Consider the following 24334-nt stretch of genomic DNA (forward strand, 5'->3'; position numbering starts at 1 on the left):
AAATCCCTTGTTGCAAGTGCTTAGTAACGATGCATAAACTGTCGGCAGCGCAAGCGAGAAATTGATTGCATCAGGCATAACATCCTGAAACCAAATTAAAATTGGCGAGATCTGACGATGAACACTGTTCCCAAGCCGGTTATCCCCTCCCCCGCTCCCCGCAGTTCAAGGCCGGAAATTCTCGCAGAAGAAATCATCGAACGCCTGACCTACCGCATCGGCAAGGACGCCAAGGTGGCAAAGCCGCATGACTGGCTGACGGCGACGATCCTCGTGGTGCGCGACCGCATCATCGACAAGTGGATGGCTTCCACGCGCGAAGTCTACGCGACCGGCGCCAAGCGCGTCTATTATCTATCCCTCGAATTCCTGATCGGCCGCCTGATGCGCGACGCCGTCTCCAACCTCGGCCTGATGGAAGAGGTGCGCGATGCGCTCACCTCGCTCGGCGTCGATATCAACGTCATCGCCGGCCTGGAGCCGGATGCCGCACTCGGCAACGGCGGCCTCGGCCGTCTGGCCGCCTGTTTCATGGAGAGCATGGCGACGGTCGATGTACCGGCTTATGGCTACGGCATTCGCTACGTCCACGGCCTCTTCCGCCAGCAGCTGGCCGACGGCTGGCAGGTGGAGCTGCCCGAGAACTGGCTCGCCCACGGTAACCCTTGGGAGTTCGAGCGCCGCGAGAGCGCCTATGAAATCGGCTTCGGCGGCGCGGTCGAATTCATCACCACCCATGACGACCAGCCGCGTTATGTCTGGAAGCCGGCCGAACGTGTCATCGCCGCTGCCTTCGACACACCCGTCGTCGGCTGGCGGGGAAAACGCGTCAATACGCTCCGCCTCTGGTCGGCGCAGCCGATCGACCCGATCCTGCTCGACGCCTTCAACGCCGGCGATCACATCGGCGCGCTGCGCGAAAGCAACAAGGCAGAAAGCCTGACCCGCGTCCTCTATCCCGCCGACGCCACGCCCGCCGGGCAGGAACTGCGCCTGCGCCAGGAATTCTTCTTCTCGTCGGCCTCGCTGCAGGACATTCTGCGCCGCCATCTGCAGCAATATGACGACTTCACCTCGCTGCCGGACAAGGTGGCCATTCAGCTGAACGATACCCATCCCGCCGTCTCGGTCGCCGAACTCGTGCGCCTGCTCTGCGACGTGCACGGCATGGATTTCGACCAGGCCTGGGATATCACCCGCCGCACCTTCTCCTACACCAACCACACGCTTCTGCCCGAAGCGCTGGAAAGCTGGCCCGTTCCCCTCTTCGAACGTCTGCTGCCGCGCCACATGCAGATCGTCTATGCGATCAATGCCAAGATCCTGCTCGACGCGCGCAAGGGCAAGAATTTCTCCGACAGCGAAATCCGCTCGATCTCGCTGATCGAGGAAAGCGGCGACCGCCGGGTGCGCATGGGCAACCTCGCCTTCATCGGCTCGCACTCGATCAACGGCGTCTCGGCGCTGCATACCGACCTGATGAAGGTCACCGTCTTTGCCGACCTGCACAAGCTCTACCCGGACCGGATCAACAACAAGACCAACGGCATTACGCCGCGCCGCTGGCTGCAACAGTGCAATCCCGGTCTCACCGGCCTGATCCGCGAAGCGATCGGCGACGAATTCCTCGATGACGCCGAAAAGCTTCGTCCGCTCGAAGCGCATGCGTTCGATCCGAGCTTCCAGCAGAAGTTCGCCGCCGTGAAGCGGGCGAACAAGGTGGCGCTTTCCAACCTCGTCGCGAGCCGCATGGGCGTCAAGCTCGATCCGTCGGCGATGTTCGACATTCAGATCAAGCGCATTCACGAATACAAACGCCAGCTTCTGAACATCATCGAAGCCGTCGCTCTCTATGACCAGATCCGCTCGCATCCCGAGCTGGATTGGGTGCCGCGCGTAAAACTCTTCGCCGGCAAGGCGGCGCCGAGCTACTACAACGCCAAGCTCATCATCAAGCTCATCAACGACGTCGCCCGTACCATCAACAATGACCCCTCGGTGCGGGGCCTGCTCAAGGTCGTCTTCGTGCCGAACTATAACGTCTCGCTCGCCGAAGTCATGGTTCCGGCCGCCGACCTCTCCGAGCAGATTTCGACGGCCGGCATGGAAGCATCCGGCACCGGCAACATGAAGTTCGGCCTCAATGGCGCGCTAACGATCGGCACGCTCGACGGCGCCAACGTCGAAATGCGTGACAATGTCGGCGAGGACAATATCGTCATCTTCGGTCTCCGGGCAGACGAAGTTGCAAAGGTCCGCAGCGACGGTCACAATCCCCGCGCCATCATCGAAGGCTCACGCGAACTTGCTCAAGCGCTTTCGGCCATCGGCTCCGGCGTCTTCTCGCCGGATGACCGCAACCGCTACACGGCGCTGATCGACGGCATCTATTCGCACGACTGGTTCATGGTTGCCGCCGATTTCGACGCTTACGCCCAGGCTCAGCGCGAAGTCGACCAGATCTGGACCAACCAGTCCGCCTGGTACACCAAGACGATCAACAACACCGCGCGGATGGGCTGGTTCTCTTCCGACCGGACGATCAGGCAATATGCAGACGAAATCTGGAGAGCCGGATGAAAACGCCGAAAACAGTCCCTGAAGTAAAGCTTTCCTGGGAAATTTCGGCAGATGAAATCAAGGCGATCCTTGCCGGCTCGCATTCCAATCCCTTTGCCGTCCTAGGTGTGCACCAGGCCGGCGACGCTTTCGTCACCCGGTGCTTCATTCCCGGCGCCGAAGAAGTAACCGCCATGACGCTCGACGGCAGCGTCATCGGCGAACTGAAGCAGCTCCATGGCGACGGCTTCTTCGCCGGACCGGTTTCGCTGACCAAGCTCCAGCCGGTGCGTTACCGCGCCCGGCGCGGCGATGGCGAATGGGCGGTGACCGATCCCTACAGCTTCGGTCCGGTGCTCGGACCGATGGATGACTATTACGCCCGCGAAGGCTCGCATCTGCGCCTGTTCGACAAGATGGGCGCCCACCTCATCAAGCATGACGGCGCCCAGGGCGTCCACTTCGCCGTCTGGGCGCCGAATGCGCAGCGCGTCTCCGTCGTCGGCGATTTCAACAATTGGGACGGCCGTCGCCACGTTATGCGCTTTCGCGCCGACAGCGGCATCTGGGAGATTTTCGCCCCCGATGTACCGCTCGGCGTTGCCTATAAGTTCGAGATCCGCGGCCAGGACGGCGTCCTGCTGCCGCTGAAGGCCGATCCCTTCGCCCGCCGCAGCGAGCTCAGGCCGAAAACCGCTTCCATCGCCGCCGCCGAGCTGGAGCAGGTCTGGGAGGATGAAGCCCATCTGAAGCACTGGCGCGAAACCGACAAGCGCCGCCAGCCGATCTCGATCTACGAGGTGCATGCCGCCTCCTGGCAGCGCCGGCAGGACGGCACCATGCTCTCCTGGGACGAACTCGCCTCGAACCTCATCCCCTATTGCGTCGACATGGGCTTCACCCATATCGAATTCCTGCCGATCACCGAGCATCCCTACGATCCCTCCTGGGGCTATCAGACGACCGGCCTTTACGCCCCGACGGCCCGCTTCGGCGAGCCGGAGGGTTTTGCCCGTTTCGTCAATGGCTGCCACAAGGTCGGCATCGGCGTCATTCTCGATTGGGTACCGGCGCATTTCCCGACCGACGAACATGGTCTCGGCTGGTTCGATGGCACGGCGCTCTATGAGCACGAAGACCCGCGCAAGGGCTTCCACCCCGACTGGAACACGGCGATCTATAATTTCGGCCGCACCGAGGTCGTCTCCTATCTCGTCAACAATGCCCTCTACTGGGCGGAGAAATTCCATCTCGACGGCCTGCGTGTCGATGCCGTCGCCTCGATGCTCTACCTCGATTATTCCCGCAAACACGGCGAATGGATCCCGAACGAATATGGCGGCAACGAGAACCTCGAAGCCGTCCGCTTCTTGCAGGATCTCAACATCCGCATCTACGGCCAGCACCCTAATGTCATGACCATCGCCGAGGAATCGACCTCATGGCCGAAGGTCTCCCAGCCCGTGCACGAAGGCGGCCTCGGCTTCGGCTTCAAGTGGAACATGGGCTTCATGCACGACACGCTGAGCTACATGAGCCGCGATCCCGTGCACCGCAGGCACCATCACAACGAGCTCACCTTCGGCCTGCTCTACGCCTATTCGGAGAATTTCGTGCTGCCGCTGTCGCATGACGAGGTCGTCCACGGAAAAGGCTCGCTGATTGCCAAGATGCCCGGCGACGACTGGCAGAAATTCGCCAATCTGCGCGCTTATTATGCCTATATGTGGGGCTATCCCGGCAAGAAATTGCTGTTCATGGGCCAGGAATTCGCCCAATGGAGCGAATGGAGCGAAGCGAAGTCGCTTGACTGGAACCTGCTTCAGTACCGTATGCACGAGGGCATGCGCCGCCTGGTGCGCGACCTCAACTTCACCTATCGCAGCAAACCGGCGCTGCATGAGCGCGACTGCGAGGGTGACGGCTTCGAATGGCTGGTGGCCGACGACAGCGAGAATTCAGTCTTTGCCTGGTTGCGCAAGGCGCCCGGCCAGAAGCCCGTCGCCGTCATCACCAATTTCACCCCTGTTTACCGCGAGAACTATTCGATCCGCCTGCCGTCCGAAGGCCGCTGGCGGGAGATACTGAATACCGATGCCGATATTTACGGCGGCAGCGGCAAGGGCAATGGCGGGCGCGTGCAGGCCGTCAATGCCGGCGGCGAAATCACCTGCTCGATTACGCTGCCGCCTTTGGCAACGATCATGCTTGAACCTGAAAATTAAGACTGGTGGGAGGAGAAAATGGTAGAAAAGCGTATTCAGCCACTTGCCCGCGATGCAATGGCCTATGTTCTGGCGGGCGGCAGGGGGAGCCGTCTCAAGGAACTCACCGACCGGCGCGCCAAGCCCGCCGTCTATTTCGGCGGCAAGGCTCGCATCATCGATTTCGCTTTGTCGAACGCGTTGAACTCAGGCATTCGCCGCATCGGCGTCGCCACGCAATACAAGGCGCATTCGCTGATCCGCCACATGCAGCGCGGCTGGAACTTCTTCCGCCCGGAACGAAACGAAAGCTTCGACATCCTGCCCGCCTCGCAACGCGTTTCCGAAACGCAATGGTATGAAGGCACCGCCGACGCCGTTTATCAGAACATCGATATTATCGAGGATTACGGCGTCGAATACATGGTCATCCTCGCCGGCGACCATGTCTATAAGATGGACTATGAATGGATGCTGCAGCAGCACGTCGATTCCGGCGCCGACGTCACCATCGGCTGCCTGGAAGTGCCGCGCATGGAAGCGGTGGGCTTCGGCGTCATGCATGTCGACCAAAAGGATAATATCATCGCCTTCGTCGAGAAGCCGGCCGATCCGCCTGCCATTCCCGACAAGCCCGATTTCGCGCTCGCCTCGATGGGCATCTATGTCTTCCACACGAAATTCCTGCTCGACGCGCTGCGCCGCGACGCCGCCGACCCGAATTCGAGCCGCGATTTCGGCAAGGACATCATCCCCTATATCGTCCAGCACGGTAAGGCGGTCGCCCACCGCTTCGCCAAGTCCTGCGTCCGTTCCGATTTCGAGCACGAGCCCTACTGGCGCGACGTCGGCACGATCGATGCCTATTGGCAGGCCAATATCGACCTGACGGCGATCGTCCCGGAGCTCGACATCTACGACAAGTCCTGGCCGATCTGGACCTATGCCGAGATCACCCCGCCGGCGAAATTCGTCCATGACGACGAGGACCGCCGCGGCTCGGCCACCTCCTCCGTCGTCTCGGGCGACTGCATCATCTCGGGCGCCAGCCTCAATAAGAGCCTGCTCTTCACCGGTGTCAGGGCCAATTCCTTTTCCAAGCTGGAAGGAGCGGTCATCCTGCCGAATGTGAAGATCGGAAGGCGCGCCCAGCTCAAGAACGTCGTGATCGACCATGGTGTCGTCATTCCGGAAGGCTTGGTCGTCGGCGAGGACCCCGAACTCGACGCCAAACGCTTCCGGCGGTCGGAAGGCGGCATCTGCCTGATCACGCAACCGATGATCGACAAGCTGGATATCTGACTTATGAAAGTTCTTTCGGTTTCGTCCGAAGTCTTCCCTTTGATCAAGACAGGGGGCCTGGCCGATGTGTCCGGCGCCCTGCCCATTGCTCTGAAAGCCTTCGGGATCGAGACCAAGACCCTTCTGCCCGGCTATCCCGCCGTCATGAAGGTCATTCGCGATCCCGTCGCAAAACTCGAATTTCCCGACCTGCTCGGTGAGCGGGCGACCGTGCTGGAGGTCCAGCACGAGGGCCTCGATCTGCTCGTCCTCGATGCGCCCGCCTATTACGACCGGCCGGGCGGTCCCTATCTCGATCCGCTCGGCAAGGACTTTCCCGACAACTGGCGCCGTTTCGCGGCTCTCTCGCTCGCAGCCTCCGAAATCGCCGCCGGCCTGCTGCCCGGCTGGCAGCCGGACCTGGTCCACACCCATGACTGGCAGGCCGCGCTGACGTCGGTCTATATGCGCTATTATCCGACGCCGGAACTGCCGAGCGTGCTGACGATCCACAACATCGCCTTCCAGGGCCAGTTCGGCCCTGAAATCTTTCCCGCCCTGCGGCTGCCAAGCCATGCCTTCGCTGTCGACGGCATCGAATATTACGGCACCATCGGCTTCCTCAAGGGCGGGTTGCAGACCGCCCACGCGATCACCACGGTCAGCCCGACCTATGCCGACGAGATCCTGACATCGGAATTCGGCATGGGGCTGGAGGGTGTCATCACCAGCCGCATCGACCATCTGCACGGCATCGTCAACGGCATCGACACCGATATCTGGAACCCAGCGACCGATCCCGTCGTCCACACTCATTATGGCCCGACGACGCTGAAGAACCGCGAGGAAAACCGCCGGTCGATCGCCGAGTTCTTCCACCTCGACAACGACGATGCCCCGATCTTCTGCGTCATCAGCCGCCTCACCTGGCAGAAGGGCATGGATCTCGTCGCCAACGTCGCCGATGAGATCGTCGCCATGGGCGGCAAACTCGTTGTGCTCGGCTCGGGCGACGCGGCGCTCGAAGGCGCCCTGCTCGCCTCGGCCGCCCGCCATCCCGGTCGGATCGGCGTCTCGATCGGCTACAACGAGCCGATGTCGCACCTGATGCAGGCCGGCTGCGACGCGATCATCATTCCCTCGCGCTTCGAACCCTGCGGCCTCACACAGCTTTACGGCCTGCGCTACGGCTGCGTGCCGATCGTCGCCCGCACCGGCGGCCTCAACGATACTGTCATCGACGCCAATCACGCCGCACTTGCGGCGAAAGTGGCAACGGGCATACAATTTGCACCCATAACCGAAACGGGCATGCTACAGGCAATCCGCCGTGCGATGCATCTTTACGCGGACCGAAAACTCTGGACCCAATTGCAAAAGCAAGGCATGAAATCGGATGTCTCCTGGGAGAAGAGCGCCGAACGCTACGCTGCCCTCTATTCAAGCCTCGTCTCGAAAGGCATGTGACCTAAAATGATCAAGTCCGTACCCACCACGCCCTATTTGGATCAGAAGCCCGGCACATCGGGTCTGCGCAAGAAGGTTCCGGTCTTCCAGCAACCGAACTATGCGGAGAACTTCATCCAGTCGATCTTCGATTCTCTGGAAGGCTATCAGGGCAAGTGCCTCGTCATCGGCGGCGACGGACGCTACTACAACCGCGAAGTCATCCAGAAGGCGGTCAAGATGGCCGCCGCCAACGGCTTCGGCAAGGTCATGGTCGGCAAGGGCGGCATCCTGTCGACGCCGGCAGCATCTCACATCATCCGCAAATACAAGGCCTTCGGCGGCATCATTCTCTCGGCCAGCCACAATCCCGGCGGCCCCACCGAAGATTTCGGCATCAAGTACAACATCAACAATGGCGGCCCGGCGCCGGAAAAGATCACCGACGCGATCTATGCCCGCTCCAAAACGATCGACAGCTACAAGATCGCCGATTTCGCCGACGTCAATCTCGATCGCATTGGCAAGGACGAGCTTCCCGGCGGCATGATCCTATCGGTCATCGATCCGGTCGAAGACTATGCCGCGCTGATGGAGGAGCTGTTCGATTTCGGCGCCATCCGCAATCTGATCAGCCTCGGCTTCCGCATCGCCTTCGACGGAATGAGCGCCGTCACCGGCCCCTATGCGAAGGAAATCTTCGAAAATCGCCTCGGCGCCCCCTCGGGCTCGGTGCGCAACTTCATGCCGCTGCCGGATTTCGGCGGCCATCATCCCGATCCGAACCCGGTTCACTGCAAGGAACTCTTCGATGAGATGATGGGCGATGACGCGCCCGATTTCGGCGCCGCTTCCGACGGCGACGGCGACCGCAATCTCATCATCGGCCGCGACATTTTCGTGACGCCCTCCGACAGCTTGGCGATCCTTGCCGCCAACGCCAATCTCGTCCCCGGCTATTCCGGCGGCCTCGCCGGCATCGCCCGGTCGATGCCCACATCGGGTGCGGCCGACCGCGTCGCCGAAAAGCGTGGCATCGGCATGTACGAGACGCCGACCGGCTGGAAGTTCTTCGGCAACCTGCTCGACGCCGGCATGGCGACGATCTGCGGCGAGGAAAGCTCCGGCACCGGTTCCAATCACGTCCGCGAAAAAGACGGCCTCTGGGCCGTGCTGCTGTGGCTGAACATCCTTGCCGTGCGCGGCGAGAGCGTTGTCGATATCGTCACCCAGCACTGGCAGACCTACGGCCGCAACTACTATTCACGCCACGATTACGAAGGCCTCGACACCGACGCCGCGAACGGCCTGATGGACAATCTCCGCAGCCAGCTTTCCTCGCTTCCCGGCAAGAGCTTCGGCAGCCTCAAGGTCGAGAAGGCCGACGATTTTGCCTATCACGATCCGATCGACAAGTCGGTCAGCGAGCATCAGGGCATCCGCGTGCTCTTCGAGGGCGGCTCCCGCGTCGTCTTCCGCCTGTCCGGCACCGGCACGTCTGGCGCAACCTTGCGTGTCTATATCGAGCGCTACGAGCCGGATTCGACTCGCCACAACATCGAAACGCAGGAAGCGCTCGCCGATCTGATCGCGGCCGCCGAAAGCATCGCCAGTATTCGTGAGCGCACGGGACGCGACGAGCCAACCGTGATCACCTGATCCGGGGGGAGCATGCGGGATAGCAATTCGGCGCGGGGCGCGATCGTCTTCGAGACCGGCGTCGAATTTGCCGCGTGGTCGCATCATGCCGCACAGATCGAACTCTGCCTCTTCGAGGATGACGGCAACAGGGAATTCGCGCGCCTGCCGATGGCGCGCGATGGCAACCACATTCATCGTCTCTTTGTCGACGGCCTCAGGCAAGGCGCCCGCTACGGCTATCGCGCCGACGGCATCTATGCGCCCGACAACGGCCTCTGGTTCGATCCCTCCAAACTGCTGACCGATCCTTACGCGAAAGAGATCGACCGGCCGTTCCGTTACGATCCACGCCTCGGCATCTATGGCGAGGACAGCCAGGATCTGATGCCGAAGGCGATCGTCACCACCGATACCCCAGCTGCAATCGAAAAGCCGCTCTTCAAACCGGGCGGCTTTATCTATGAGGTGGCGGTTCGTCCTTTCACCATCCTTCACCCGGATGTGCCGGAGGCTCAGCGTGGCACCGTCGCAGCCCTTGCCCATCCCTCCGTCATCGCGCATCTGAAGCGGATCGGCGTCGATGCTGTCGAGCTGATGCCGATCACTGCCTGGATCGACGAACGCCACCTGCCGCCGCTCGGCCTCACCAATGGCTGGGGCTATAATCCCGTCGGCCTGATGGCGCTCGATCCACGGCTTGTTCCCGGCGGCATGGCGGAACTGCGCGAGACGGTCGCGGCTCTCCACGCCGAAGGCATCGCGGTCATTCTCGACCTCGTCTTCAACCATACCGGCGAGAGCGATCGCTATGGCGCGACACTGTCGCTGCGCGGCCTCGACAACCTGCATTATTACCGTCACGCTCAGAACAGCCCCGGTGAACTCGTCAACGACACGGGCACCGGCAATACGATCGCCTGTGATCACCCCGAGGTCAGGCGTCTCGTTATCGACAGCCTGCGTCATTTCGTGCTCAACGCCGGCGTCGACGGTTTTCGTTTCGATCTCGCCCCGGTCCTCGGCCGCACCGCCACGGGCTTCGAGCCCAATGGTACACTTGCGGCGATCCTGGCCGACGATGTGCTTGCCGACCGCGTCATGATTGCCGAACCCTGGGATATCGGCCCCGGCGGCTACCAGCTCGGCAATTTCCCGCGACCCTTCCTGGAATGGAACGACCGGGTTCGTGACGACCTGCGCTGCTACTGGCGCGGCGATCAATGGAAGACGGGTTCGCTCGCCACGGCGCTTGCCGGCTCCTCCGACATCTTCTCCCGCAATGACGGCAAGGATACCCGCAGCGTCAATTTCCTCGCCGCTCACGACGGCTTCACGCTGATCGACCTTGTCTCCTATGCCGGCAAGCACAACGATGCCAATGGCGAGCACAATCGCGACGGCCACAACGAGAACCATTCCTGGAACAACGGCGTCGAGGGCGAAACCCACTATCCCAGCATCCGCAAGCGCCGGATCAACGACGTCATGGCGCTGATTTCGACGCTCTTTGCCACTCGGGGCAGCATCATGCTGACGGCCGGCGACGAGGGCGGCCGCAGCCAGCGCGGTAACAACAATGCCTATTGTCAGGATAACGAGATCACCTGGCTGGACTGGAAGACGCTGAACGAAGATCTTGTCGCCCACACCGCCTTCGTGTCAGGGCTGCGCCGCCGCTTCACCGCCTTTTGGGAAACCGGCTTCCTCTCCGGCGATGGCGATGTCGAATGGATTTCGCTCTCTGGCGAAGCGATGACCGTCGCTGAATGGGAGACGCCGTCGCTCTCGACCCTCGGCATGCTGCTTGCGACCAGCGACCGCTCCTCTCGAGGCGAGCAGACCCGGCTTGCCGTGCTCTTCAACCGGTCGGACAGCCGCCAGATATTCACGCTTCCCTCGAAAGGCGAGGCCTGGCGGCAACTGACGCCGGAGGGGACAAAAAAAGCCGGTGCCGACGTTACCGTCGAGCCACGCTCCGTCGCCTTTTTCGTGGAAAAATGAACCCCTGGGTCCGCCCGGACGAATCCTTGTCGCAATCGTCATAAATGCGCGATAAGGCTTTGAAGTGGCGCGCTTATCTCACGAGGAATGCATGGGCACGGAAATTTCACTCTCCGACGTGCGGGGATTGATCGGCATGGAAACAGGCCTTTCGGATTGGATCACCGTCGACCAGACGATGATCGACGCCTTCGCGGGAGCCACCGACGACCATCAGTTCATTCATGTCGATCCGGAGCGCGCGGCGGCCGAGAGCCCCTTCGGCGGTACCATTGCCCATGGTTTCCTGACGCTGTCTCTGCTGTCGGCGATGAACTACAATTGCCTGCCGAAAGTGCGCGAGCAGACCATGGGCATCAATTATGGGTTCGATCGCGTCCGCTTCATGACGCCGGTGAAGAGTGGCGCCCGCGTCCGTGGTCGCTTCCTGCTCTCCGATGCCCGGTTCCGTGGCGGCGGCATGCTGATGACCACCTATGACGTGACCATCGAAATCGAAAACGAGAAGAAGCCGGCCCTGACGGCAAAATGGATCACCATCATCCAGTTCGATCCGAAGGACCGCCCCGAGGACGCCTGAGCAAAACGCTGCTCTTATTGCTCCGGCGAATTGAAGACCGCTTCGAGCGCGTGTCCGTCGGGATCGATAACGAAGGCGGCATAATAATGCGCGCCATAGTCGGGCCGCAGGCCGGGACCGCCATTGTCACGGCCGCCATGCGCGATCGCCGCCGCATGAAACTGATCGACCGCCGCGCGACTCGACGCGGCAAAAGCCAGATGAAAGCCCGGACCGGGCGGACGTTGGCCCTCCGGCCGATGCTTGATCGCCAGCTTGTCTCCACCACCGGGAGGGCCGTAGCCGACCGCCTGCCCCGTCTGCCCCGGCCTGATATCGTCCCAGACCCTGACATAACCGAGCGCAGCGAAGGCAGCATCGTAAAATGCCGCCGACCGCTCGATATCGGAAACGCCGAGGGAAGCATGATGCAGCATCTGTCTATCCCTTGAACGGAGGACTATGCGGGAATTGCCTCGGCCTCAATGTCCCGCATCGCCAGCCGCTTCGGCCAGCAGTCCGAAGACGAAGTCCGAAAACGACCGCCAGCACTCGACCCGGAACGTGTCGTCTTCGGTGCGGAGCAGCACGATCTCCGCCTTGCCGAAAATCGTGCGCGATGCGGCGCCGACCGGAAAGGAATACAGCGACAGATCCTGCGGGCAACCGGCCGAAAGCGTATCCTCCGCGCCTGGTCCCGAGACGATGATCGCGACATTGCGGTGGGAAACGTCGGTCGCCGAATGCAGCGCTCCGGCGCCGGCAAATATTGCCATCAGATCGGCGCCTGCCTCATCGATCACCAGCCACTCATCAGGCCCGATCCAGAGCACCGATCGGGCGCCGGCCCGGCTCGATGTCTTCGGGGCGGTCGGCACGGACACACCGAGAGCGGAGGAAAGTGCGGCGAGCGATTCCGCCGGCGCGCGCAGCGCTACCCGGCTCGCGGCCGGGGCCACCGTGAGCCGCACGTTTGCGGAGCCGCCGAGACGGCCGGCAAGCACGGGCTTGCGAATTGCGACATCAGCCATGGATGCGGCCTCCTTCCTTGTCAAAGAACACCAGATCCGTCACTTCGACGGCGATCGTCCGGTCCGGCATCGGCACGTAGAGCGTCTCGCCCATCCGCGCCCGGCCGCCGGCGATCAGCGCGAAGGCGATCGACCTGCCGCAATTATCCGACCAGTATGCCGAGGTGACATGACCAAGCATCGTCATCGGCTTCTGCTCGTTCGGGTTGGCAACGACCTGCGCACCTTCTTCGAGCACCAGCTTCGGATCCTTGGTGACGAGGCCGACGAGTTGCTTGCGTCCCTCTTTGACGAGGTCCGGCCGCTGAAGACCGCGAATGCCGACGAAATCCTTCTTTTTCTTGGAAACCGCCCAGGCAACTCCCGCGTCATCGGGGGTCACAGTGCCGTCAGTATCCTGCCCGACGATAATGTACCCCTTTTCGGCGCGCAGGACGTGCATCGTCTCGGTGCCGTAAACGCAAGCGCCGAGCGGCTCGGCATTGGCCCAGACGGCTTCGAGCACCGACTGGCCGTAGTCGGCCGGCACGTTGATTTCGAAGCCGATCTCGCCGGTGAAGGAGACCCGGAAGAGCCGTGCCGGCACGCCGCAGACCGTGCACTCGGCAACGCTCATATGCGGGAAGGCCTCATTCGAAAGGTCGACCCCTTCGACCAGTGGCGCGACGATCTCGCGCGCCTTCGGTCCCTGAACGGCGATAACAGCCCATTGTTCGGTCACCGAGGTCAGCCATACCTTCAGATCCGGGAATTCGGTCTGCAGGTAGTCTTCCATGTGATGGAGAACGCGCGGCGCACCGCCGGTCGTCGTCGTCACATGGAAACGGTCCTCCGCGAGACGTCCGACGACGCCGTCGTCGTAAACGAAGCCGTCCTCGCGCGTCATGATGCCGTAGCGGGCTTTGCCGGGCTTCAGCGTGTCCCAGGCATTCGTATAGATGAGGTTGAGGAATTTCGCCGCATCCGGCCCCACAACCTCGATCTTGCCGAGCGTCGAAGCGTCGAAGATGCCCGCCGTCTCGCGTGCAGTCCGGCATTCGCGCGCGACCGCCTGATGCATGGTCTCGCCGGCCCGGGGATAGAACCAGGCGCGTTTCCAGTTACCGACATCTTCGAAGACGGCGCCATGGGCTTCTTCCCAGCTGTGCAGCGGCGTCTTTCGCGTCGGATCGAACAGCTCTCCGCGAGAATGGCCGATCAGCGTGCCGTAGGTCACAGGCGTATAAGGCGCGCGGAAGGTGGTGAGACCGACCTGCGGGATTTCCTTGCCGAGCATTTCGGCGGCGATCGCCAGGCCGTGCATGTTGGAAAGCTTGCCCTGGTCCGAGGCCATGCCGTTGGTCGTGAAGCGCTTGATATGCTCGATCGAATGCATGCCTTCGCGCACGGCAAGGCGGATATCCTTGGCACAAACGTCATGCTGGAAATCGATGAAGGCCTTGGCGTTGGTTTTCGGCCCGGCGCCTTCGGCAGCGCCGATCATGCCACCCGTCCAATCATAGGCCTGTTCGCCCGAGAGCGCGATCTTCGTGCCACCGCTCTTGCCGCTGGCCTTCGCCATCAGCTCGCCGGCGGCAAGCGATTCCTCGATCGTCCGCTGCAGGTCGTCAGTGCCGTTGCACGCGCCGACCGAAAGGCAGTCCTGCGCATAGGTTCCGGGCAGGAAGCGCTGGCTTTCGGCATCGAAAGCGACCTTGCCGCGTGACTGCGAGAACAGATGAACGGACGGCGTCCAGCCGGCAGAAACCAGGAGCGCATCGACCGCGATCTTACGCGACGAACCGCCGCCGTTGCGCGCAACCGTCATCGACGAGATGCGCAACCGTCCTGCCGTATTCACCACTGACTGGCCAGCCAGAACATCGATGCCGAGCGCGCGCGCCTCTGCCAGCACCGCCGCACCCGGCGCCTGTTCGACATCGACGATGGCGGCGATCGAAACACCAGCCCGCTTCAGGTCGAAAGCCGCCTCGTAAGCCGAGTCATGCGCCGTATAGATGCCGATGTTCTTGCCAACGGCAACGCCGTAATGGTTGAGATAAGTCCGCGCCGCCGAGGCGAGCATGATGCCCGGTCGGTCGTTGTTCGGAAATACCATGTGCCGTTCGATCGCGCCATTGGCGAGGATCACCCGCTTGGCCCGGATCTGCCAGAGCCGCTCGCGCGGCAGGTCATGGGAGGGATTGGCGAGATGATCGGTGACGCGTTCGGCAAGGCCGACGAAATTGTGGTTGTAGTAGCCGAACGCGGTCGTGCGCAGCAGCACTTCGACATTGTCCATCGCCTTCAGCTGCGCCAGGGTCTTCTGCGCCCAGGCGAAGCCTTCCTGTCCGTCGATTTTCGCGCCGGTATCGTAGCGCAGCGCCCCGCCGGCTTCTGGCTGTTCGTCGCAGAGGATCACCCTGGCGCCGGTCTGAGCCGCGGCCAGCGCCGCCGAAAGACCGGCAACGCCAGCGCCGACAACCAGCACGTCGCAATGGGCATAGCGGCTCGCATAATGATCCGGATCGCCTTCAGTCGGCGCGACGCCGAGGCCGGCGGCGCGACGGATAAGCGGTTCGTAGACATGCTTCCAGGCGGCGCGCGGCCACATGAAGGTCTTGTAGTAGAAACCGGCGGCGAAGAATGGCGACATCAGATTGTTGATGGCGCCGATATCGCGGGCGAGCGAGGGCCAGCGGTTCTGCGACTTGACGATCATGCCGTCAAAGACTTCCTGAACCGTCGCGCGCACGTTCGGCTGCTTGCGCGCCGCGTCGCGGGCGACATCGATCAGCGCATTCGGCTCCTCGGCGCCGGCCGAGAGAATGCCGCGCGGGCGGTGATACTTGAACGACCGGCCGACGAGATGCACGCCGTGGGCGATCAGCGCCGAGGCGACGGTATCGCCTTCAAGCGCCGCATAGGTCTGACCGTCGAAGCTGAAGCGCGCGGTCTTGGCTGGCGTCAGGCGCCCCTTGCCGGCAATACGGTTGACGCCGCTCATTGCGCCTCTCCTTCCAGGGCTTCATATGTCTCGACAGGACTATGCTGCTCGGCTTCCGCGCCGATCCGCGGCTTCGGCTCACCGGCCTTATAGGTCATGATGAACTTGTCGCTCACCGTGTCGCGCGCCGCATTGAAGAAGCGTCCGCAGCCGTGAATATGACGCCAACGTTCGAAGATCAGCCCCTTCGGATTGTCGCGCAGAAAGAAGTAGGCCTCGAATTCCTCGTCTGAAATCGAAGCGATATCGGTGGGCCGCGCGATATGCGCGTCACCCGCGCCGCGGAATTCGAGCTCGGAGCGCTCTTCCTGGCAGTAAGGGCAATGGATCAGCAGCATGTGGAAATTCCTTCTCCTCCCCTTCTCCCCAGCGGAGAGAAGGCGCCTGCAAGACGGATGAGGGGGTGAGCGACGAAAGCAGCGAGCATCTGAGCGAAAGCACTCATCAATGCGCCACCGCCGCCGCAGCCGCCTCGTCGATCAACCGGCCGCTGCGGAAGCGCTCCAGCGTCAACCCGGCATTGAACTTATGCGGCTCGTCGCGGGCGATCAGGTGCGCAAACAGATTGGCCGAGCCCGGCGTCGCCTTGAAGCCGCCGGTGCCCCAGCCGCAATTGACGTAAAGCCCCGGAACCGGCGTCTTCGACTGGATCGCCGAACGGTCCGGCGTATTGTCGACGATGCCGCCCCACTGCCGCATCATCTTGACGCGCCGGAACATCGGGAAGAGTTCGCAGATGGCATCGAGCGTGTGCGTGATGATCTGCAGCCCGCCCGTCTGGGAATAGGAATTGTACTGGTCGGTGCCGGCGCCGATGACAAGCTCTCCCTTGTCGGACTGGGAAATATAGGCATGCACCGTGTTCGACATGACAACGCACGGGAAGATCGGCTTCAGCGGCTCGGAAACCAGCGCCTGGAGCGGGCTCGATTGCAGCGGCACGCGCACATCTGCCATCTTCATGACTGTCGTCGTGTGGCCGGCGGCCGACACGGCGATCTTTTTGGCGCCGATAAAGCCACGCGAGGTCTCGACGCCGGTCACCCGTCCGTCAGGACCGCGCCGGATGCCCGTCACTTCGCAATTCTGGATGATATGGACACCGCGGTCTGATGCCGCACGGGCATAACCCCAGGCGACCGCATCGTGACGCGCCGTGCCGCCACGCCGCTGCAGGGCCGCGCCATTGATCGGATAGCGCGCGCTGGCCGAAATATCGAGCGGCGGACAATAGGCCTTGGCCTGCTCGGGCGTCAGCCATTCATTGTCGATGCCGTAGAGCCGGTTGGCATGGATGTGCCGCTTGAAGGACTGCTGGTCGTGAATATTGTGCGAAAGCATCATCACGCCGCGCGGCGAATACATCACATTGTAGTTGAGCTCCTGAGAAAGCCCTTCCCAGAGCTTCATCGAATGCTCGTAGATCTGCATGCTCTCTTCGTAGAGATAGTTCGAGCGGATGATCGTGGTGTTGCGCCCGGTATTGCCGCCGCCAAGCCAGCCCTTCTCGATCACCGCGACATTGGTGATGCCATGCTCCTTGGCGAGATAATAGGCAGCGCCCAGACCATGACCGCCGGCGCCGATGATGACCACGTCGTATTCGGCGCGCGGCTCCGGTGAAGTCCACTGCTTCTCCCAGCCTCTGTGGCCACGCATGGCCTCCCGCGCCACGGCAAAAACCGAATATTTCCGCATCCGCCTTCTTCTCCTATAGGGCAAGGGCTGTTCTCCGCGCCCATACAAATCGCAAATCCAAATGCGGCACAACGGTTCTTTTGCGACGCGCGAGAGCCCTGCTTTTGACACTGCGCGACATGACGCCGAAAACTGCGCGGTTTTCTGTCGACGCCATGCTTGGCCTCGGATCTCCGGCGATACCGTTTGCACGGAGGGGCGGAAGCCTGCACGCCCGCTCGCCCACCGGCACGCTTAGCCCAACTGGGCGAGAAGACAAGCAGTTACCGAAATGTTAATTCTCCTTATGTTCCCGGGGTACGTGTATCATGTGGGGTCGGAGTTCATACATCGCGGCGCTTTGCATCGCGCTCGGAAGCGCGCAGCCCGCGCCCGCAGCAGAGCCGGTCGGCCAGGCTGTCGTTATCAAGACCGAAGTGACGGGACAGGATGGCCCGATTGAGGTCAACACTAGCGTTCATCGCGACGAGCGCATCCGGACATCGCAATCCGGTCTCGGCCAGTTCCTTTTCCGGGATGGCACCAAGCTGGCGGTCGGCTGGGGGTCTTCGGTCGTCATCGATAAATACGTCTTCGACGATTCACAATCCGTCCAGAAGCTCACTATCAGGGCGGCGAAGGGAACCTTTCGCTGGGTCAGCGGCAATTCGAAATCCTCAGCCTACCAGATCCTGACGCCAGCAGGCACCATCGGCGTGCGCGGCACCGCATTCGATTTCTATGTCGGCCCGGACGGCACCACCGCCGTCGTGCTGCTGAACGGGGCGGCCAGTTTCTGCGGTCCGGGCGGCTGCCGACAGTTGCAGCAACATTGCGACTGCGTCGTCGCCAAGCCGAACGGCAATATGACGGCGACCCGACCCGCCGACCGCCGCGTTCTCGCGGCGCTCGGAAATCAGCGGGCCCTGCCCTTCCTTTCCGGCAACCAGCGACTTTCGGGCCGCCTCGGCCTGCTCGGCGGCTGCAACATGGCTTCGGCCGCACCGGAAAGGAGCGACAAACCTGCACCAGATCCCGCCCTGCCGCCCAGCCCGCCTCCCAGTCCGCCGCGGCAGGAACCGCCGGAAAGACGCGCCGAGCCGCAGAAGGAACGGCCGGAAAAGCCTGACAGGCCCCATCACGACAAGCCAGACAGGCATGACGGGTATGATAAGCCGGAGGGCCACGAAGATCGCGATCGTGACGATCATCATGACAGGCCGGAAAGCCACGACGACCATGGAGACCGCGGCGATGACGGCGGGCACGACCACGACCGAGATCATGATCATGATGGAGATCACCATCGCGGCGGCGGCCACGACGGTAATCGGGACGGACATCACGACCGCGACAGCGGCCGGAACTTCAGCCACGATCGCTAAGACCCGTCAATCGGCGGCGCTCTTTTCGACCTCGTCCGGCGCCTCCCGGAAATGATCGGTCCTGCTTGATATTCGTTGGTAGAATTCCGCCAGACCGCCGATCACCTGCGTCGCCCTGAGCTTTGCGGTGGCGATGAGCTTTCTGCTGTTCCTCGAATGCGAATGCAGGGCCTGCGTCAGCTGCCGGTGAACGACCTCGAGAGCGGCGAATTCCGCGGATGCCGCGACACGCTCGTCGCCAACGACGGCAAGGATCTGCGTTCGGCTGCTCTTGCCCTTGAGCGGGAGGGCGCCGGCCTCGATCACCGCCATTCCCTGCACCAATCGTGCGGTGCTGTCGGAGATGAGGATATCGAAGCCGACTTCCTTGCAGCACGACTCGATCCGCGCCGCGACATTGACGGCATCGCCGACCGCCGAATAGTTGAAGCGTGTCTTGGCACCCATATTGCCGACGCAGGCAAGCCCGGTATGAATGCCGATGCCGATCCCGACCTCCTGTCCCGGTCCGAAGCCGAAAGCGTCGCCGGCATTCAATTCCGTGAGCGTCTCGCGCATGGCAAGGGCAGCGCGAACCGCTTTGGTTGCATGGTCCGCCACGTCGACGGGCGCGTTCCAGAAGGCCATGATCGAATCGCCGATGAACTTGTCGAGCGTGCCTTCATTGGCGACCACATGGCGGCTCAGCGCATCGAGCAGAGTATTCAGAAAGGCAACGACATCGGTCGGCGCCAGCCGCTCGCTGATTTCGGTAAAGCTCCTGACGTCGACGAACATCACCGTCAATTCGCGATCGTCTCCGCCGAGGCGCAAGGCATCACGATTGTGTTCGATGCGATGGAGCAGCGACGGAGAGAGATAATGGCCAAAGGCACGCCGCACCTCGCGCCGCTCCCGGTCGATCACCAGGATGCGGAACGAAGTCGCGGCAAAATGGGTGATCGAGCCGCTGATGATCGGAGCCAGCGGATCGAACAGAAGCCCGGCATAGAGAAATGACAACCAGGACGCCACGAGCGCCATCGCCGTGATCAACAGTCCACAGATCAGAGCGACGGCGGGGCTGACGAAGGTCGTCACCACCACGAGCAGGCATCCGAGGATCGCGATCGTCATGATCTCAAGCCCATCGGCCCAATCCGGCCGCGACAGGAAACGGCCGGAGAGGATCTGCTCGACCGCCTGCGCATGCAGCGAAACGCCGGGAACGTTCTCGCCGAGCGCGGTGACACGAATATCCTGCAGGCCGGCGGCCGATGTGCCGACGAAAACGATGCTGCCCTCGATGGCGGCGGCGACCTCTGGCGAGGGGCCTTCGGCGGCAAGCACCTGCCGGACGGATATATACCGCTCGGCCCGGTCGGGCGTGACATAGAGCCAGAGTTCGCCCGCCGCCGTCAACGGCACGACGTATTCCCCGATCTTCACCGATGTCATGATGCCGGCTCGCTCGGGCGCTCCGGAGACCACATAGGTCGTTTCTCCCTGCGCGACGCGTAGCGCCTCGATCGCGAGATTGGGATAGAGCTGCTGGCCATCGGTCAGGAACAAGGGAACGGCGCGCACCACCGGCGACGGATTGCCGGGGTTCAGGCTGATATGACCGAGTCCTGCCGCACTGGCCTCCAACTGCGGCCTGAGCGGTGTCGAGGCGCCGAGATAGGGCGGAGCCTCGACGGGGCTTTCGTCCTTGATGGCGAAGTGCGCTTTCACCGGCGGCCGGTAATTGCCCTTATTGGAAAGGCCGAAACCGAGCACGACAGGCTTTTCGGAAATCGAGCGGGCGAATATCTCGTCATTATCGGGCAATTTCTCTGCAAGCGAAGGATCGACCCCCGCGACCTCTCGGACAACATTGCGCGGCGACAGCCGGTCCGGCTCGGAAAAGAGGACATCGAAGGCAATGGCCGAGGCACCCATATTAGAAAGCCGGTCCACCAAGAGGGCCAGCCGGTCTCGTGGCCAGGGCCATTGGCCGAATTCCCGCAACGAAGCCTCGTCGATGTCGATCACCCGGACCGGCATCGGCTCGAAGGTGCGGGGGAGCAGCCGCTGATACTCGTCGAAAGTCACGCCGCGGATCAGCTTGAACATCCCGGGATCGCCAGCCCGCAGCATCGTGAGGAAAGCCACGATCGCCAAGCCGATAACGACACCGATTTGCTGCGCGCGCGTCATGATCTTACCGGCAGTCCCCTCCGCGGCCGGCGGGGCGATCCGCTCCTGCCGACAGACAGGCTACGCCGCTTTCGATCCAAACGCCATTCGCAGATGCGTTCCCGATCCTTACTTTCGGCCTCTCGTGCGACGCTTAGTTTTGGCGGGAATGACAAGGCTTCGATCTTGCCGAGCAGGCGGCGAAATGTTCTTGTAGCGATCGAAAATCGGATGTTTTCCAGAAAAGAATGAGGGGCGCCTTGATTTCCGAAACCGCCGCGCGCCGAAGCGGTTACTGGTTGATCGTCGTCGTGCTGGCAATGCTCGCAGGGCTGCCGCTTGCCGTCTGGCTCGATATCAGCGATCTCTCGGGAAATACGCTGCGGCGTCAGGCGCGCGACATGAGCTCGCTGATATCGAGCATCCGCTCCTATTATTCCGCGAATGTCGTGGGGCGCGTTCTGGCCGCGCATGCCAGCGGCGCAACCGAAGGGACGGTCGTCTCCCATAACTATGCGAATATACCGGGCGCTATCCCGCTGCCGGCCACGCTTTCTCTGGAACTCGGCGACGTCATCAAGGAACAGCAGGCCAACATTACCTACCGCTTCGTCTCCGACCTTCCCTTCAAGAGCCGCGCATCCCACGAACTGGACGACTTCGAGAAACAGGCGCTCACCGCCTTGCGCGCCAATCCGCAGCAGACGCTGAACGATCTCACCCGCGTCGGATTGACGGATACCCTGCGCTTCGTCACCCCTGTCGTCATGGGGCAGGCCTGCGTCGCCTGCCACAATACCCATCCCGAAAGCCCGAAGACCGATTGGAAGGTCGGCGATGTGCGCGGCATTCAGGAAGTCATCATAAGGCAGCCCTACGCGAGCAACGTCTTCGCCTTCAAATACCTGCTCTGCTATTTCCTTTTCGTCGCCGTCATCGGCATCAGCTTCATCGTGCTCCAGCGGCAGCAGACACGCGCAATCCACAGCGCCAACCAGGATCTGGAAATGGCGAATGAATTCCTCGCCAGCGTTTCCCTGAAGATTTCGCGCTATCTCTCGCCGCAGATCTACAAGAGCATCTTCAGCGGCCAGAAGGACGTCGTCGTTCATACCGAGCGCAAGCGCCTGACGATCTTCTTCTCCGACATCAAGGATTTCACGGCGACCACCGAGCGCCTGCAGCCCGAAGCCCTGACGGAGATGCTCAACGAATATCTGACCGAAATGTCGAACATTGCGCTCGCGCACGGCGGCACGGTGGACAAGTTCATCGGTGACGCGATGCTGGTCTTCTTCGGCGATCCGGAAACGAAGGGGCCGGAGGAAGATGCGAAGGCATGCCTGCGCATGGCCGTCGACATGCAGCGCCGTCTCGGCGAACTCAAGGACAGATGGCGCAGAAACGGCACCGAAGAGCCTTTCGTCGTGCGCATGGGAATTAACAGCGGCTACTGCAACGTCGGCAATTTCGGCAGCAACGACCGGATGGACTACACGATCATCGGAGCGGAGGCCAATCTCGCAGCTCGTCTGCAATCGATCGCCCAGGGCGGAGAAATCGTCATCAGCTACGAAACCTATGCGTTGGTGAACGAAATCGTCGACGCCCATCCCCTGCCGCCGATCACGATGAAGGGTATACAGCGCGCGATCGTGCCCTATGCCGTGGACGGGCTGACGCTCGGCGCCGACCACAAGAGCCGCGTCTTGAGTGAGCATCTCTCCGGACTCGACCTGCATCTGGATATGAGCCGGTTGGAGCCCGCCGACCGGCTGCGGGTCCGCGCGGCGCTCAAGGAGGCGATTGCCGCGCTTGATGAAGCCCAGCCCGAAACCCCGGATCGTAACCGGATATCGGGCGAAGGGTGATTTTTCCGGCCGCCTTCCCATATCTGTCTGGACTTCCCGTACCCGATCTGCTATCCCGCATCACCAATCGCAAGGCTGCGGCCGCGCGAACGTTATTTTTTTGCCCCTGGCGCTGCGCCGCCTCAGGCATCAACCAAACCAAAGGAACGTGATTCTCGTGCAGGTACTTGTCCGCGATAACAATGTCGATCAGGCTCTCCGCGCTCTCAAGAAGAAGATGCAGCGCGAAGGCATTTTCCGCGAAATGAAGATGCGCGACTACTACGAGAAGCCGTCGCAGAAGCGTGCCCGCGAAAAGGCCGAGGCCGTTCGCCGCGTTCGCAAGCTGGCCCGCAAGCGCGCCCAGCGCGAAGGCCTGGTCGCACGCTAAGCGTTGCCGTCGTTTTTTCGACGTTTTCAGATGCATTGTGGCGGGGGCGATAGGTTCGCCGCCGCCTTTTTAGTTTGCCGCTGAAGATCGCATATCCGCGAACCGGATATGCCGCATGGGGAAAGCGAGCCCGAATGGCTGTTACCACCTTCAATCCGTCCCGCGCCTCGCGCCTGCAGAAAGCCGCATTCCTGCCCGCTTTGGCGCTGGCGGCAATGTTCGGTCTCGCCGGCTGCGACACGACGTCCACCTCGGACGCCGTGATCCACATCGACAAGGCGCAAGGTTCGGAAGAGAACATTGCATCACTGACGGCGGTCATCAATGCCAATCCCAAAGACCCGGAAGGCTATAACGTCCGCGGCTCCGCCTACGGTCGCGCCGGCCAATTCCGCCAGGCTCTGAACGATTTCAACACGGCGTTGCAGATCAATCCGCGCTTCTTCCAGGCCTATGCCAACCGCGCACTCGTCTATCGCAACATGGGCCAGCAGCCGCAGGCGATCGCCGATTACAACGCCGCCCTGCAGATCAATCCAAGCTATGACGTCGCCTATATCGGCCGCGGCAATGTCTATCGCATGGCCGGCCAGGACGATCCGGCCTTCAACGATTTCAGCAAGGCGATCCAACTCGGCACCACCGATGGTCGCGCCTATCACAATCGCGGCCTGATCTACCAGAAGCGCAATCAGCAGGATAAGGCGATCGACGATTTCTCGAAGGCGATCTCGCTCGCGCCGAATTCGCCCGAGCCCTATAATGGCCGTGGCATTTCCTATATCGCGCTGAACGACGACGATAACGCCTTCGCCGATTTCAATCACGCGATCGAACTCAACAGCAACATCGCCGAATCCTGGGCCAACCAGGCGCTTGTTTACGAACGCCGTGGTGACAAAGCAAAGGCCGCCCGCTCTTATCGTCACGCCGTCGGCCTCGATCCGAAATACCAGCCGGCTCGCGACGGCCTCGCCCGCGTCGGCGTTGCCTCAGCCGGCTAAGAAGATCAGCAGGGCGGCCCGGACCACCGGTCGCCTGCTGCAGCCAGGCAGATCCGCCGTGTCGAAAAGCCTGGCGAAAAAACGGCCGCCGTCCTCGACCGCCTGTCATAGTATGTTGCAACCCGCTCTTGCTCCCCCTAACATGGGTCCGCTTCGATAGCT

The 24334-nt window shown here is 62.1% G+C and carries 17 protein-coding genes; 11 read left to right on the top strand and 6 right to left on the bottom strand.

Going from position 1 to position 24334, the window contains the following annotated elements; translation table 11 throughout:
- Positions 1–117 precede the first annotated feature (117 nt).
- The 7 genes from NE852_RS18955 (at position 118) to NE852_RS18985 (ending at position 11712) form a co-directional block, all read left to right on the top strand.
- Positions 118–2580 carry a glycogen/starch/alpha-glucan phosphorylase gene (locus tag NE852_RS18955; protein ID WP_258155939.1) on the top strand — a complete coding sequence of 821 codons (2463 nt, stop codon included), beginning with the start codon at positions 118–120 and terminating at the stop codon, positions 2578–2580.
- Positions 2577–4784: a 1,4-alpha-glucan branching protein GlgB gene (gene glgB, locus NE852_RS18960; RefSeq protein WP_008533282.1), complete on the top strand. Its 2208-nt coding sequence runs from the start codon at positions 2577–2579 to the stop codon at positions 4782–4784. The genes NE852_RS18955 and glgB overlap by 4 nt, the downstream gene beginning before the upstream one ends.
- Before the next feature lie 18 nt (positions 4785–4802).
- Complete coding sequence (gene glgC, locus NE852_RS18965; protein ID WP_008533284.1) at positions 4803–6065, top strand: glucose-1-phosphate adenylyltransferase; 1263 nt, start codon at positions 4803–4805, stop codon at positions 6063–6065.
- A 3-nt stretch (positions 6066–6068) separates the two neighbouring features.
- Positions 6069–7511, top strand: a complete 1443-nt coding sequence (gene glgA, locus NE852_RS18970; RefSeq protein ID WP_258155940.1) for a glycogen synthase GlgA — start codon at positions 6069–6071, stop codon at positions 7509–7511.
- 6 nt (positions 7512–7517) lie between these two features.
- Positions 7518–9149, top strand: a complete 1632-nt coding sequence (locus NE852_RS18975; protein ID WP_008533289.1) for an alpha-D-glucose phosphate-specific phosphoglucomutase — start codon at positions 7518–7520, stop codon at positions 9147–9149.
- 12 nt (positions 9150–9161) lie between these two features.
- Complete coding sequence (gene glgX / locus NE852_RS18980) at positions 9162–11132, top strand: glycogen debranching protein GlgX (RefSeq protein ID WP_008533290.1); 1971 nt, start codon at positions 9162–9164, stop codon at positions 11130–11132.
- Positions 11133–11223: 91 nt separating this feature from the next.
- Complete coding sequence (locus tag NE852_RS18985) at positions 11224–11712, top strand: MaoC family dehydratase (protein WP_222139405.1); 489 nt, start codon at positions 11224–11226, stop codon at positions 11710–11712.
- A 14-nt stretch (positions 11713–11726) separates the two neighbouring features.
- Here NE852_RS18985 and NE852_RS18990 read toward each other — a convergent pair whose 3' ends face one another.
- From NE852_RS18990 to NE852_RS19010, 5 genes are all read right to left on the bottom strand, one after another.
- Positions 11727–12128 carry a VOC family protein gene (locus NE852_RS18990; protein WP_258155941.1) on the bottom strand — a complete coding sequence of 134 codons (402 nt, stop codon included), beginning with the start codon at positions 12126–12128 and terminating at the stop codon, positions 11727–11729.
- A 45-nt stretch (positions 12129–12173) separates the two neighbouring features.
- Positions 12174–12722 carry a sarcosine oxidase subunit gamma gene (locus tag NE852_RS18995; RefSeq protein WP_008533295.1) on the bottom strand — a complete coding sequence of 183 codons (549 nt, stop codon included), beginning with the start codon at positions 12720–12722 and terminating at the stop codon, positions 12174–12176.
- The gene (locus NE852_RS19000; RefSeq protein WP_258155942.1) at positions 12715–15708 is read right to left on the bottom strand and encodes a sarcosine oxidase subunit alpha; all 2994 of its coding nucleotides are present in this window, start codon (positions 15706–15708) and stop codon (positions 12715–12717) included. Before NE852_RS19000 ends, NE852_RS18995 begins: the two co-directional genes overlap by 8 nt.
- Positions 15705–16046, bottom strand: a complete 342-nt coding sequence (locus NE852_RS19005; protein WP_008533299.1) for a sarcosine oxidase subunit delta — start codon at positions 16044–16046, stop codon at positions 15705–15707. Before NE852_RS19005 ends, NE852_RS19000 begins: the two co-directional genes overlap by 4 nt.
- Before the next feature lie 106 nt (positions 16047–16152).
- Positions 16153–17406: a sarcosine oxidase subunit beta family protein gene (locus NE852_RS19010; protein WP_258155943.1), complete on the bottom strand. Its 1254-nt coding sequence runs from the start codon at positions 17404–17406 to the stop codon at positions 16153–16155.
- 308 nt (positions 17407–17714) lie between these two features.
- Between NE852_RS19010 and NE852_RS19015 the strand changes: the two genes are divergently transcribed.
- Positions 17715–18770 carry a FecR domain-containing protein gene (locus NE852_RS19015; RefSeq protein ID WP_008533301.1) on the top strand — a complete coding sequence of 352 codons (1056 nt, stop codon included), beginning with the start codon at positions 17715–17717 and terminating at the stop codon, positions 18768–18770.
- Between the two features lie 6 nt (positions 18771–18776).
- Here NE852_RS19015 and NE852_RS19020 read toward each other — a convergent pair whose 3' ends face one another.
- Entirely contained in the window at positions 18777–20948 is a 2172-nt protein-coding gene (locus NE852_RS19020; protein ID WP_258155944.1) for a CHASE2 domain-containing protein, read from the bottom strand.
- 227 nt (positions 20949–21175) lie between these two features.
- On the opposite strand from NE852_RS19020, the gene NE852_RS19025 reads away from it, so the two are divergent.
- From NE852_RS19025 to NE852_RS19035, 3 genes are all read left to right on the top strand, one after another.
- Complete coding sequence (locus NE852_RS19025) at positions 21176–22798, top strand: adenylate/guanylate cyclase domain-containing protein (RefSeq protein ID WP_008533306.1); 1623 nt, start codon at positions 21176–21178, stop codon at positions 22796–22798.
- A gap of 157 nt (positions 22799–22955) precedes the next feature.
- Positions 22956–23168 (top strand): 30S ribosomal protein S21, encoded by a 213-nt coding sequence (rpsU, locus tag NE852_RS19030; RefSeq protein WP_003585885.1) that lies wholly within the window; start codon positions 22956–22958, stop codon positions 23166–23168.
- A gap of 134 nt (positions 23169–23302) precedes the next feature.
- Positions 23303–24172 (top strand): tetratricopeptide repeat protein, encoded by an 870-nt coding sequence (locus tag NE852_RS19035; RefSeq protein WP_008533309.1) that lies wholly within the window; start codon positions 23303–23305, stop codon positions 24170–24172.
- Positions 24173–24334: the final 162 nt, after the last annotated feature.

The organism is Rhizobium sp. Pop5 (assembly GCF_024721175.1).
Classification (GTDB): Bacteria; Pseudomonadota; Alphaproteobacteria; order Rhizobiales; family Rhizobiaceae; genus Rhizobium.